The following is a 13,379-nucleotide window of genomic DNA, read 5'->3' as shown; positions in this document are numbered from 1 at the left end:
ATGTACCAGCTGAAAAAAATATTCCTTTTACCTTTTTTAATGGCTTGCCAGTTGCCTGGTTTTTCACAGGATTACTGGCAACAACGCGTGGATCATACCATTGAAGCTGAGTTAAACCCTAGCACCCACACCATATCTGCCCGGCAGGTGATTCATTATTTCAATAACAGTCCGGATACACTGCACTATATCTACCTGCATATCTGGCCCAATGCCTATAAAAACGATCATACAGCATTCAGTGAACAACTCCTTCAAAATAACCGCCTTGATTTTTATTTCAGCAAGGAAGAAGACCGCGGTTATATCAACCGCCTGCAGTTTGCTGTGAATAACGAGTTGCTGGAATGGCAGGAAGATTCCCTCCACCAGGATTTTGGTAAACTCCTGTTGTTGAATCCCCTGGCTCCTGGTGAAGTGGTGAAAATTGTAAATAGCTTCCAGGTCAAACTTCCGCTGCTGTTTTCAAGATCGGGACATAAGAATGGTTTTTATGCCATTACCCAATGGTATCCCAAACCAGCTGTGTACGATGCCCAGGGATGGCATCCCATGCCCTATCTGGATCAGGGTGAATACTACAATGAATTCGGTAACTACCGGGTTCGCCTAACCGTTCCGCAGGGCTATAAAATAGCAGCTACTGGTGAGCGTGAGTCAGGTTTAACTTCCAGTAATGAAGTAGTTGAATTCAGCCAGGTGAACTGTACTGATTTTGCCTGGTTTGTTTCGAAAGACTTTTTACTGCAACAGGACACGGTACAACTCGCATCTGGAAAAATTATTAAACTGCAATCTGCGGTATTGAAACAAAATGAATCCTATTGGGAGAATAGTCTGACTTATCTGAAGCGGGCTATTAGTACCCGGTCCGCCTGGCTGGGTGATTATCCCTATTCGACCATGACCATTGTAGATGGATACCAGGGTGCCGGAGCAGGAGGTATGGAATATCCAACGATCACAGTATTGAACCAGCTCCGCGATCAACAGGAACTGGATATTACCATCGCACATGAAACCGGTCATAACTGGTTCGCATTGTCCATTGCAAATAATGAAAGAAATAGTCCCTGGCTGGATGAAGGACTTAACAGCTTTTATGATAACCGATACAAAAAGCAATTCTATCCTGGTGACGCTCCTGACGGTTTCCCGGCAAACAGATTCCCGGATAATATTTCATTGCCACTGATACAGGGGTTGGAAAGCATTCATGCAGATCAATCACCTGCGCTGCCATCAGAAGAATTGACTTCCATTAATTATGGATTGATGGTGTATGAGAAAACAGCCCTTCAACTGGAACAATTGGAAAAAAAGCTGGGCGCTGAACGATTTGATGAGATGATGCGTACTTACGTAAAGAAGCACCTGTACAGGCACGCAGACAGCAGCGATTTTGCAACCAGTTTCGCAGGTTCAACTCCTATTCCAACCAATGATCCGTTATTGAATGTATCCGGACGAAAAATCAAACCTGTTTTTTTATTCAGCAGCCGGCAAACGGATAAATTTCAATACCTGGGAATTGGTCCGGCTATTGGATATAATCACTATGATGGTTTACAGGTGGGTGCTTTTTTTCATAACTATCAGCTTCCGCTCAGCCGGTTTCGATTCTTTCTTGCACCTACTTATGGAACCAGTAGTAAGGAACTGGGAGGTATCGGGCATATCAGCAAGCATTGGTTCAGTAAGGGTGAAAAAAATACTGCTTTAGCAATACAGGAGTGGGTGTTGGGTGCCTCGATGATGAAGGTTACCATGGATGCATTTCAGGCCGGTACTACCGATCTTCAATTCAGCGTTCTGAAACTGGCTCCCTATCTGCGAATCAATTTTGCCCAACCTTCGGCAGTTTCTAAAAAAGAAAGCTTCCTTCAGTTTACCTCTTATTTTTTCCGGGAGGAGTTTCTGAAAACCCGACAGGTTATTGATGGTACGGATACTTCCTTCATAGATGAAATCAATCCGGTAAACAGGAACCTGCAACAACTGCGTATCTTCCATGCCAATCATCGGATATTGTATCCATACAGCCTGGATGGGCGCATTGAGGTGGGGAATACATTTTCGCGACTTTCATTCACAGCTCAATATTTCCTGAATTATCCCAAACCGGAAGGTGGTGGCCTGCAGGTCAGGTTCTTTGCCGGCAAGTTTATTCCTCATGGAGCAAACACTGTGGAGAAGCAATTGACCAACAGCCGGTATTACCTGAACATGACTGGTGCCAATGGTTTTGAAGATTATACCTACAGCAACTATTTTGCCGGCAGAAATGAATTCACCGGATGGAAAAGCCAGCAGATCATGATGCGGGATGGCGGGTTCAAAGTACGAACCGATTTGTTAAGCAGTAAAGTAGGAAGGTCTGACAATTGGTTAACTGCGCTGAATCTTACTGCAGATATTCCGGCCAACTTAAATCCCTTAAGTAAACTGCCGGTAAAAATTCCAATGAAATTATTCATGGATATCGGCACCTATGCTGGTGCCTGGGAAGAGGATCAGGAAGATGGGCGATTTTTAATGGATGCAGGGTTGCAGTTTTCCTTATTCCGAAACCTGGTTAACCTGTACATTCCCATTGTGAATTCCAAAGTATTCCGCAACTACCATCAATCTACATTGGGAGAAAAAAGATTCTGGAAAACAATTTCATTCAGCATAGATATTCAAAACCTGTCGGCAAAGAAATGGCTGATGACACAATAACCATACAATACGTTGATGCTGCTGAATTTTCTTATGAAAAATGGCAGCGTTTAACCGGGACAACCAGCCTCTATGCGGATCCTGCCTTTCTTAGTGCCATGGCAGACAACTGGGGTGCCTTTATTTATAAAGCTTACGAAGCGGTATTGCCAGTTTTTCCGCGTACCAAATGGGGAATAGCATATCTGTATCAACCAGCATTTATTCAAAAAACAGCAATCCATTCGTTGGCGCCAGTTGACAGCACCCTCATCCATCTTTTCCTTTCTGCCTGCAGGCAGCGATTCCGGTTTGCGGAGTTTAATCTTGCCAACAATCCAGCTGACAACAATTACTACACGAAAGAAAGAAATAATTACCTGGTGAACCTGCAACCGGCTTATGCGGGTATCGAATCGCAGTACAAAACCGATCTTCAGAAAAACAGGAGAATTGCATCGCAGTATGCATTTGAATACCGGCCTGCTGATCATCCGAATAGTGTGCTTTCCTTGTATCAACAGACTTATGGAAAATCGTTGAGCTATTCCAACCAGGATTACCGTCGTCTCTTACAATATTGTACTTCAGAAATAGGACAACGGCAACTGGTGATACGGGAAGTGCGGTTAGCGAATGAAGTTCAGGCAGCCTGTCTTTGTTTGAAAGACAGTGAGCGGCTTTATTTACTCGCCAATATAACGGTACCCCATGCCCGAAAAAAAGCAGCCAATCATTATTTACTGGATCAGTTAATCCGGGAATTTGCAGGGCAGCTGAGTTGGCTGGATATGGAAGGATCCGATCTCCCTGGTATTGCACACTTTTATCAAAACTTTGGAGCAGTCAATGAGCCCTATTATTTTATTGCCTGGAATGATTTGCCATTTCCATTGCGATGGCTTAAGCCCCGTTATTAAAGGCCCATCTCTCTTTCTTCCAATACTTTTTCAGCTATTAACAGGTCCAGCGGCCGGGTAATTTTGATATTGGTTATCTCACCTTCGATCAGGTTGATTTTAACACCCAGTTTTTCTACTACACTGGCTTCATCTGTAAAGGACTCATGAAAATCCTGTTCAAAAGCAGATTTAATAATGTCTGAATAAAATGTCTGGGGAGTTTGTATCAGACGGATTCTATCCCGATCAATGGAAACCGCACCATTAACTGTTTCCATCCGGATGGAATCAACTGCTGTGGTTGCTGGAATTGCGTTACCCTTATCCACTGCACCACTATAACAACGACGGATCAGATCAGGGGTCAGCAGACAACGCACACCATCATGCACAAAAACAATGGAATGTCGCTGAATATGCTGCAGCCCATTTCTTACAGAATGGAATCTGGTTTCGCCACCGGTTGTCATCCAGATTCTATCGGGGTCATAAGTCGAGCGCAAAATAGTTTTACCTGTTTCCATATGGTGTTCCGGCAATACGAGTATGATCTGCATATCTGGAAAAGAATCCAGGAAAGCCGTAAGTGTATACCAGAGTACTGGTTGATACCGCAGCATCAAAAATTGCTTAGGAACTGCTGTTCCCATCCGAAGTCCGGACCCGCCCGCAACAACCACTGCATATTTTTCCATATGATCAAATTACGAAAGACGTAATTTGCAAATATGAGCAAATTTGTGCAGTATCTGAACGGACTTTTACTTCTCCTGCTGGCAGGCTGCAGCTCATCCATCCCAAAGGAGGATAAGGTATTGGCGATAAAAGAAATGGGGGCTTTGGCTACCACTGAATATACGGTTACCAAAATTGTAAAGGCCAGCGATAACCAGACCTGGTATAAAATCGGGGATCGGAAAATTCTGCTAAGTGTGGAAGCCAGTCTCAAAGCAGGAATAGATCTGACCCAGTTAAGTAAGGATGATATAACAAGTACTGGAAAATCCATCCGGATTAAATTGCCACCTCCCAAGCTACTATCTGTTCAACTACCTCCGGAAAAAATACGACTGGAATATGAAGAAGTGGGGCTGCTTCGTTCTGAATTCAGCCAGGAGGAAAAAACAGCCTTATTAGCACAGGCGGAGAAGCAGATTGAAGCTGCTATACCCGAAACCGGCATACTTGAAACAGCGCGTACCCATACCCGTGACTGGATCACACGGTTTTGCCAGCAACTGGGATATGAAGAAATCAATATTGAATTTACGGATCAACCCACCAGCATACTACGATGAGAGGAATAGTGAAAATAGTGGCAGCTTTAGTAATTGTTGTACTGCTGTACAGCTTGTTGGTGAAATTAAACTGGCTACCATCTGTCAGCAGCTGGTTTAAGGCGAGTACTGTTCTGATTGAAGAAACACCCCTGCTCATCACGGAAATCAAACAAATCGCGACTCTTCTTACTATTGAATCATCCGATGAAGTAGTAGTGAGCCAGGTTCGTCCGGTTCCTTCAGGCTCTCCGAAAAAAATACTGGATTATATAAGTCCGGTTCCCCTGGTACAGGCAGAGCGACTGGTATTGGTAGTGAAAGGGAAAGTGATAGCCGGTACAGATTTGAGCAGGCTGGAATCGAATGCAGTTTTTATCAGTGATGATTCAGTATCGGTAACGATCCCTGCTGCCCGCATTCAGGATATCATTGTGAATCCTTCCGGCACGGATATTTTTATTGAAGATGGGAATTGGTCGCAGGCCGAAACCAATAAACTGGTATCACAGGCCAGTGAAAAGTTACGACAACGGGCAACCGAAAAAGGTATACTCGAGAAAGCGGATGAACAGGCATTAAAAGTACTGCGGAATTTCCTGGAACTGCAGGGATTTCAAAAAATACGGGTAGCTACTAACTAAGTAACTGCTTGCATTCCTGAAGAAAACGTTTTTTATCAATCGCTGCAGTACCCACTTCCTCGCAAACCAATCCACCCGCAATATTGGCCATTGCTGCAAAGAGGCGAATATCTTTGGTCACTGCATAAACAATTGATGCAACCGCAATAACCGTATCGCCAGCGCCGGAGACATCTGCAATGTTGCGCATATGGGAAGGTAGCTGAAAAGCTTTTTCTTCCTGTTGGACAAAAACGCCTTTCTCTGAAAGGGTGATAAAAGAAACAGCGTGACCGAGTTCCTGCGATAATCTGCTGTGTACTTCACAAAGGGAAGCCTGATCCACTTTTTCCAGGGAGAGATTCAATCCTTCTCTTACTTCTTTCAGATTCGGTTTGAATATATCCACACCTTTATAGGCGAAGAAGTTTTTCTTTTTCGGATCTACGGTAGTGAGCACTCCTTGCTGTTTGCAAAGGGATATAATCTTTGTTATCAGGGATTCTGTGAGTACCCCTTTGTTATAGTCTTCAAAAATCAGCACCTGGGGTTGTTCCTTCTGAATATATTCTGAAATCCTGTCGAAAATTGCTTCCTCTTCTGTAGCACTCAGGTCTTTTATGGTTTCCGAATCCAGTCGCATCATTTGCTGGTTTCGGCTAATCACGCGGATTTTGTTGGTTGTTTTTCTTTCGTGACTGAAAAGAATATAAGAAGTATCAATATTGCTGTCGGTCAGTAATTGATCCAGTTGTTTACCGTCCTGGTCCTCTCCCATCACGGAGAAAATATGCACCTGTGCTCCGAGGGCTACCAGGTTGAGTGCTACGTTACCGGCACCACCGATTCTTAATTCACTGCTATCCAAAGCCACTACAGGAACTGGTGCTTCCGGAGAAATGCGATCCACATGGCCCCACCAATAAGTGTCCAGCATAACATCTCCCACCACCGCAACTTTCACCTTGCTAAAGTCATCAAACAGCTGATCAAAATTCATGGATTAGTTTTTTTGCGTCTCACTTCTCACGTCTCACATCTCACGTCTCACTTTTCCTAGCCACCGCCAGGTAATAAATCGGAATACCAACCAGTACAATCAGTAATCCGAAGGATGCAAATTTAGGTTTTGTGTACAAGAGGGCAAAACACATGGCAGTTGCCAGCAGGATATACAAAGCTGGAAGGATGGGATAACCGAACGCTTTGTAAGGTCTTGGTGCATCCGGATTACTGCGGCGCAGTTTAAAGATGCCGAGGATGGTCAGAACATAAAAGATCAGCACCACAAATACTACATAGTCGAGCAGATCCCCATACTTTCCACTAAGGCAAAGCAGGCTGGCCCAGGCACATTGGATCCAGAGGGCTTTGGCAGGCACTCCATTTTTATTCAGGCGACCAACAGAGGAAAAGAACAAACCATCTTTTGCCATTGTGTAATATACCCTGGCACCTGATAAGATCAGGCCGTTATTGCAACCAAAAGTTGAAACCATGATCATAAGTGCGATAACAATTGTACCAACACTTCCAAATATATTCTGCGATGCTGCAACTGCCACACGATCATCCTGTGCAAACGCAATTTCATTGAGGGGCAGCACTGCTGTGTACATCAGATTGGCAGAAACATAAATGATGGTCACAATCAAGGTTCCCAGAAATAAACTAAGACCGATATTTTTCTCCGGCCGCTTAATCTCTCCTGCAATAAAAGTTACATTATTCCAGGCATCACTGCTGAACACTGAACCTACCATCGCGGCGGATAAGGCCCCAATAATTGCAGGCCAGTTTTCATAAAAAGTTTTTTTGACTGTTTCTCCTACATACACAACTTCATCACCGGCTTCCGTTTTAGCCAGCTTGCCAAAACTCCAGGCATCAGCCCAGTTGGCATCCCAGATACCGGCTTTTGCACCGATCAGGAAACCAAATACGATCAATCCGAATAAAGCCAGCAGTTTGGCCAGCGTAAAGGTGGTCTGGATCAGTTTGCCTTCCTTGACACCCCTTGTATTTATGAAAGAGAGAATTACCACTACCAGGATAGCTACCAGTTGTGCAGAGGATATTTGAATATAACCTGCATCAATCAGGATATTTTTTTCGCTGAGCGAGGGAAAGATATAGGCTGCAAATTTGGAAAATGCTACCCCTACTGCAGCAATGGTACCGGTTTGAATAACCGCAAAAAAACTCCAGCCATATAGGAACCCAATAAGCGGGTTATAGGCCTCTTTGAGGTAAACATATTGTCCGCCTGCTTTGGGATACATAGCACTTAATTCGCCATAACTCAGGGCAGCGGTTAATGTCATAAAGCCGGTCAGTAACCAGACAAAAATCAACCAGCCGGCACTGCCAACATTGCGTGCAATATCTGATGAAACAATAAAGATGCCTGAGCCGATCATGGATCCTGCTACAATCATCGTGGCATCCAATAATCCGAGTGTGGGTTTAAACGAAGCGCCTTCCTGGGCCATAAGCAGTTAGTTAAGCATGGAAGATAGGAATAAAGGTGGAATGGAAGAATGGAAGATGGAGGAAAGGAAGAGGAAACAAAGGAGACAAGGAAGACGGGAGACCAGTGAGGCCGGGAACAAAAAACCCGCAGACGAATCCGCGGGTCCAGTATTTTTTCACTTTTCACCTTTCACCTTTCACCTTTTTCACTTCTCACGTCTCACGTCTCACTTCTTCTCCTCCGTCTTCTTATACTCTGCATTCAACCCCTGGATGATCTGCTCGGTTATGTTGTAAACGGTATCACGGTAGAACATCAATTCAGGCTCGTAAGAAATGATATAAGCATATCCTTTATCCTTATTGAACTCACGCAGGTAATCTTCAATTTTAGTCTTAATGTTTTTCTTGTAATCCATTTTCAGGTTCTCTAACTGCTGCTCCAGGGTAAGGCGACGTTGCTGGTAATTCTGTTGCATCTGGCCATATTCACGCTGCACTGCTTCTGCCTGCGACTGGCTCATGCTGGCACCTTGTTGCTGCCATTCATTGATCTTTTTCTGATAAGAACGCTCCAGACCGGAAAGCTCTTTATTCATATTTTCTTCCTTGGCTTTTAACTGGGCCAGGGCATCTTTAAAATACTCGTATTTGTTCTGTAAGGAATCGATATCGAAGTAAGCGATTTTAAATTCAGCAGCAGCTCCGGCAGCGGCCTCCGTACTTGTGCCAGAATTACTGGTACCGGATTTTTTACTTGTATGCTGAACCAATAAATAACCACTAATCAGGGTAGCAACAGCACTTAAAACCAGAGAAAGATACTTCATGAAATAGTATTTGATAACGGCAAATTAAGGGATTTGGCAGAACCTTTTACTGACCTTTTAATTTCAGCCTAATTTTAACGCTTTGTGTGAACATCACAAAAAAATCTTCTGTCTGTAAAAGAAAAAGTGCCTGATACAAGGCTGTATCAGGCACTTAAAATTAGTATGAGGATTATTCTTCGTCGTCGAAATTCATGGCTTCGCGGGTAGTCTGGAGCAATTCATATTCCTCCTTGCTTCCTACGATCATGTTTTCAAAATCACGCAATCCGGTACCGGCAGGAATCTGGTGACCAGTGATCACATTTTCCTTCAATCCCATCATGTCATCAGTTTTACCATTTATCGCTGCAGTACTCAGCACTTTTGTAGTTTCCTGGAAGGAAGCTGCAGAAATCCAGCTTTGTACACCCAGAGACGCTTTGGTAATACCCAGTAACAACGGATGAGATGTTGCAGATTGTGCATCGCGATATTCCACCAGCTTCTTGTCAGAACGACGCAGGATGGAATTCTCTTCACGCAGCTCACGCAGGTTCACAATCTGTCCGGCACGCATTCTGCTGCTTTCTCCCGGATCAGTTACTACCTTTTTATCATAGATCCAGTCATTCTCCTCGATGAAGTCGAACTTATCAACTGTATCGTCTTCCAGGAACTTGGTATCTCCCGGATCAACAATGGATACTTTCTTCATCATCTGGCGAACGATCACTTCAATGTGTTTATCATTGATACGCACACCCTGTAAGCGATATACTTCCTGGATCTCATTCACTACGTACTCCTGTACTGCAAATGGTCCTTTAATGGAGAGGATATCACTTGGAGCGATCTGACCATCAGACAGTGCCACACCCGCTTTTACGAAGTCGCCATCCTGAGCCAGGATCTGGCGAGTCAGCGGTACCAGGTACTTCTTGGTTACACCATCTCTGGCTTCTACAATGATCTCACGGTTACCACGCTTGATAGCACCAAATGCTACAACACCGTCGATTTCAGAAACGATCGCAGGGTTACCCGGGTTACGTGCTTCAAACAATTCTGTTACACGTGGCAGACCACCTGTGATATCGCGCAGTTTTCCAAGAACACGCGGGATCTTCACCAATACCTGTCCGGCTTTCACTTCATCGCCTTCATCCATGATGATATGAGAACCAACCGGGAGGTTATAAGATTTGATTTCTTTTCCTTCGAGGAGGATAGAAGGAATCTTGGTTTTATCCTTGGTTTCGATTACCACTTTCTCACGGTGACCGGTTTGTTCATCCGACTCTTCGCGATAGGTGATACCTTCAATTACGTGCTCGAATTTCACAACACCAGGAATTTCCGCAATCACAACGTTGTTATAGGGGTCCCAGGTGCAGATCACATCTCCTTTCTTCACTTTCTGACCATTCTTCACCTGGAGCGTTGCACCATAAGGAATGTTCACCACATTCAGCAGGCGATCATTCTCCACATCCATGTTACGGATTTCACCGGTACGACCTATTACGATCTCTACCTTCTCTCCTTCCTGGTTCTCTGTTGTTACAGTACGCAGACCGTCGAACAGCATGGTGCCATCAAATTTGGCAAGCAGGCTGGATTCAACAGAAGCAGATCCTGCAACACCACCCACGTGGAAGGTACGCAGGGTAAGCTGTGTACCAGGTTCACCGATAGACTGGGCAGCGATGATACCTACTGCATCACCTTTCTGCGCCGTGTAACCGGTTGCCAGGTTCTTACCATAACATTTCACACACACACCACGCTTGCTTTCACAAGTGAGTACGGAGCGGATTTCAACTGTTTCGATTCCTGAATCATCAATGCGCTGGGCAGTGAAGGCAGAGATCTCTTCACCTGCAGATACCAGCAGTTCTTCAGAGATCGGATCGAAAATATCATGCAGACTGTAACGTCCTTCAATTCTGTCTTTCAGTGGTTCGATAATGTCTTCATTATCTTTCAACGCAGTTGTTGCAATACCACGCAGGGTACCACAATCTTCTTCAGTGATCACCACATCCTGGGCAACATCCACCAGACGACGGGTGAGGTAACCGGCATCCGCTGTTTTAAGAGCCGTATCCGCCAGACCTTTACGCGCACCGTGGGTAGATATGAAGTAATCCAATACGTTCAATCCTCCTTTAAAGTTGGAGAGAATCGGGTTTTCGATGATCTCTGAACCTGTAGATCCACTCTTACGCGGCTTGGCCATCAGACCCCTGATACCTGCCAGCTGCTTAACCTGCTGCTTGGAACCACGGGCACCGGAATCCAGCATCATGTAAACAGAGTTAAAGCCCTGTTTGTCATTCTGCATTTCGCGGATAAGGGTCTCCGTGATACGGGTATCCACCCTTGACCAGATGTCTACGATCTGGTTATAACGTTCGTTATTGGTGATCAGACCCATGTTATAGTTATCCCATACTTCATCCACTTCAGCTTTGGCATTCTCCAGCAACTGACCTTTCACATCCGGAATGATCAGATCCTGCGGGTTGAACGACAAGCCACCACGGAAGGCCATACGGAATCCTAGTTGCTTGATTTCATCCAGGAACTTCGCAGTCTTAGGAACGTTGGTAATATTGATGATATCACCAATGATATCTCTCAGCGACTTCTTGGTCAACAGGGCATTCACATAGCCTACTTCAGCAGGTACGAACTGGTTGAACAGTATGCGACCTACAGTAGTTTCGATCAGTTTCTTCTCCAGTTTACCTTTAGCATCCCGCACATTCACTTTCACTTTGATCGGCGCATGCAGATCAATGCGATCTTCATTATAAGCGATAATCACTTCTTCAGGAGAATAGAAGCTCATGCCCTCACCACGAACCTTCTCCGTTTCGGTAGACTTCTTTCCTTTGGTAATGTAATACAGTCCGAGTACCATGTCCTGCGAAGGCAGGGTAATTGGTGTACCATTCTGCGGGTTCAGAATGTTGTGAGCAGAGAGCATCAGCAACTGTGCTTCCAGGATCGCTGCGTTACTCAATGGCACGTGTACCGCCATCTGGTCACCATCAAAGTCGGCGTTGAAGGCAGTAGTTACCAATGGGTGCAACTGGATTGCTTTACCTTCAATCAGTTTAGGCTGGAAGGCCTGGATAGAAAGACGGTGCAGCGTTGGGGCACGGTTCAACATTACCGGGTGCCCCTTCAGAATATTTTCAAGAATGTCCCAAATCACCGGCTCTTTTTTGTCAACCAGTTTACGGGCACTCTTTACAGTTTTTACAATACCGCGCTCTATGAGTTTGCGGATGATAAATGGCTTGAACAATTCAGCCGCCATATCTTTCGGCAGACCACATTCGTGCATTTTCAATTCTGGTCCTACTACAATTACAGAACGACCGGAATAGTCAACACGTTTACCGAGGAGGTTCTGACGGAAACGTCCCTGCTTACCTTTCAGTACATCAGAAAGAGATTTCAGTGCACGTCCGCCTTCTGCTTTCACCGCATTGGATTTACGGCTGTTATCAAACAGGGAGTCAATTGCTTCCTGCAGCATCCTTTTTTCGTTACGAAGGATTACTTCAGGTGCTTTGATTTCCAGCAAACGCTTCAGACGGTTGTTCCGGATAATTACCCGGCGATACAGATCGTTCAGGTCAGAAGACGCGAAACGACCGCCATCCAGGGGAACCAAGGGACGCAGTTCTGGTGGAATGACAGGAATATATTGCATAACCATCCACTCAGGGCGGTTGGTGATTCTGCTATTCGCATCACGGAAGGCTTCAACAACACTCAGACGCTTCAGGGCATCTGCCTTACGCTGCTGAGAAGTTTCCGTAGCTGCTGCATTCCGCAGGTCATAACTCAACTGATCCAGATCGATACGGGCCAGCAAATCATGAACCGCTTCAGCACCCATTTTGGCGATGAACTTGTTGGGATCTTCATCCGGCAGGTACTGGTTGTCTTTTGGAAGGGTTTCCAGCAGATCCAGGTATTCTTCTTCAGTGAGGAGATCTCCTACGTTTTGTCCTTTATCCGCACGGATACCCGGCTGGATAACCACAAATCTTTCGTAATAAATAATGCTTTCCAGTTTCTTGGAGCTCATACCAAGGAGGTAACCGATTTTGTTCGGCAGACTCTTGAAATACCAGATATGCACTACTGGAACTACCAGCTTGATATGTCCCATGCGCTCGCGACGAACCTTCTTCTCCGTAACCTCCACACCGCAACGGTCGCAGACAATACCCTTATAACGGATCCGCTTATACTTTCCGCAGGCACATTCGTAATCCTTAACCGGACCAAAGATGCGCTCGCAGAACAGACCGTCTCTTTCAGGCTTGTACGTACGATAGTTGATGGTTTCAGGCTTCAACACTTCACCGTAACTTTTTTCCAGAATGGAATCGGGTGAAGCCAGTCCAATGGTGATTTTGGAGAAACTGGACCTGGGACGATTTTCTTTTTTGATAGCCATATATATACTACAGATTGTGTTTTATGGATACTACCCGGTTGGTACTGACGGTATTACATACAAGATTCCGTTCGTTCAGAGCCCTTTTCCGGCCAAACGAAACAGAATGA

General features: G+C 45.0%; 9 protein-coding genes. 4 read left to right on the top strand and 5 right to left on the bottom strand.

All coding sequences use genetic code 11. The features are described 5' to 3' along the window. Both MD536_RS00850 and MD536_RS00845 read left to right on the top strand, forming a co-directional pair. The gene (locus MD536_RS00850) at window positions 1-2,721 is read left to right on the top strand and encodes a M1 family metallopeptidase (protein WP_239594802.1); all 2,721 of its coding nucleotides are present in this window, start codon (window positions 1-3) and stop codon (window positions 2,719-2,721) included. After that, window positions 2,703-3,620, top strand: coding sequence for a GNAT family N-acetyltransferase (locus MD536_RS00845; RefSeq protein WP_239594800.1), 918 nt, complete (start codon window positions 2,703-2,705; stop codon window positions 3,618-3,620). The genes MD536_RS00850 and MD536_RS00845 overlap by 19 nt, the downstream gene beginning before the upstream one ends. On the opposite strand, the gene MD536_RS00840 is transcribed toward MD536_RS00845, so the two are convergent. Then, window positions 3,617-4,297, bottom strand: a complete 681-nt coding sequence (locus tag MD536_RS00840; protein WP_239594798.1) for a 2-C-methyl-D-erythritol 4-phosphate cytidylyltransferase — start codon at window positions 4,295-4,297, stop codon at window positions 3,617-3,619. The two genes, MD536_RS00845 and MD536_RS00840, sit on opposite strands and share 4 nt — an antisense overlap. A 33-nt stretch (window positions 4,298-4,330) precedes the next feature. Between MD536_RS00840 and MD536_RS00835 the strand changes: the two genes are divergently transcribed. Together MD536_RS00835 and MD536_RS00830 are read left to right on the top strand one after the other, a co-directional pair. Next, a complete protein-coding gene (locus MD536_RS00835) occupies window positions 4,331-4,900 on the top strand; it encodes a DUF4230 domain-containing protein (RefSeq protein ID WP_239594796.1) in 570 nt (189 codons plus the stop codon). Continuing rightward, complete coding sequence (locus MD536_RS00830) at window positions 4,897-5,523, top strand: DUF4230 domain-containing protein (RefSeq protein ID WP_239594795.1); 627 nt, start codon at window positions 4,897-4,899, stop codon at window positions 5,521-5,523. Before MD536_RS00835 ends, MD536_RS00830 begins: the two co-directional genes overlap by 4 nt. On the opposite strand, the gene MD536_RS00825 is transcribed toward MD536_RS00830, so the two are convergent. The 4 genes from MD536_RS00825 to rpoC form a co-directional block, all read right to left on the bottom strand. Next, window positions 5,516-6,502 (bottom strand): bifunctional heptose 7-phosphate kinase/heptose 1-phosphate adenyltransferase, encoded by a 987-nt coding sequence (locus MD536_RS00825; RefSeq protein ID WP_239594794.1) that lies wholly within the window; start codon window positions 6,500-6,502, stop codon window positions 5,516-5,518. The two genes, MD536_RS00830 and MD536_RS00825, sit on opposite strands and share 8 nt — an antisense overlap. 40 nt (window positions 6,503-6,542) lie before the next feature. Then, window positions 6,543-7,994: an APC family permease gene (locus MD536_RS00820; protein WP_239594793.1), complete on the bottom strand. Its 1,452-nt coding sequence runs from the start codon at window positions 7,992-7,994 to the stop codon at window positions 6,543-6,545. Window positions 7,995-8,201: 207 nt separating this feature from the next. Further along, window positions 8,202-8,804 (bottom strand): OmpH/Skp family outer membrane protein, encoded by a 603-nt coding sequence (locus tag MD536_RS00815; protein WP_239594792.1) that lies wholly within the window; start codon window positions 8,802-8,804, stop codon window positions 8,202-8,204. A 172-nt stretch (window positions 8,805-8,976) separates the two neighbouring features. Further along, window positions 8,977-13,269 (bottom strand): DNA-directed RNA polymerase subunit beta', encoded by a 4,293-nt coding sequence (rpoC, locus tag MD536_RS00810; protein ID WP_239594791.1) that lies wholly within the window; start codon window positions 13,267-13,269, stop codon window positions 8,977-8,979. Window positions 13,270-13,379 lie beyond the last annotated feature (110 nt).

Source organism: Flavihumibacter cheonanensis (assembly GCF_022352215.1).
GTDB lineage: Bacteria > Bacteroidota > Bacteroidia > Chitinophagales > Chitinophagaceae > Flavihumibacter > Flavihumibacter cheonanensis.
Note: the sequence above shows the minus strand (reverse complement) of the source record. Positions and strands in the feature narration are given on the sequence as shown.

Bases quoted from the DNA above. Each gene is read 5' to 3' on its own strand.
- MD536_RS00850 (WP_239594802.1), top strand. From the start codon at position 1: ATGTACCAGCTGAAAAAAATATTCCTTTTACCTTTTTTAATGGCTTGC.
- MD536_RS00845 (WP_239594800.1), top strand. From the start codon at position 2,703: ATGGCTGATGACACAATAACCATACAATACGTTGATGCTGCTGAATTT.
- MD536_RS00840 (WP_239594798.1), bottom strand. From the start codon at position 4,297: ATGGAAAAATATGCAGTGGTTGTTGCGGGCGGGTCCGGACTTCGGATG.
- MD536_RS00835 (WP_239594796.1), top strand. From the start codon at position 4,331: ATGAGCAAATTTGTGCAGTATCTGAACGGACTTTTACTTCTCCTGCTG.
- MD536_RS00830 (WP_239594795.1), top strand. From the start codon at position 4,897: ATGAGAGGAATAGTGAAAATAGTGGCAGCTTTAGTAATTGTTGTACTG.
- MD536_RS00825 (WP_239594794.1), bottom strand. From the start codon at position 6,502: ATGAATTTTGATCAGCTGTTTGATGACTTTAGCAAGGTGAAAGTTGCG.
- MD536_RS00820 (WP_239594793.1), bottom strand. From the start codon at position 7,994: ATGGCCCAGGAAGGCGCTTCGTTTAAACCCACACTCGGATTATTGGAT.
- MD536_RS00815 (WP_239594792.1), bottom strand. From the start codon at position 8,804: ATGAAGTATCTTTCTCTGGTTTTAAGTGCTGTTGCTACCCTGATTAGT.
- rpoC (WP_239594791.1), bottom strand. From the start codon at position 13,269: ATGGCTATCAAAAAAGAAAATCGTCCCAGGTCCAGTTTCTCCAAAATC.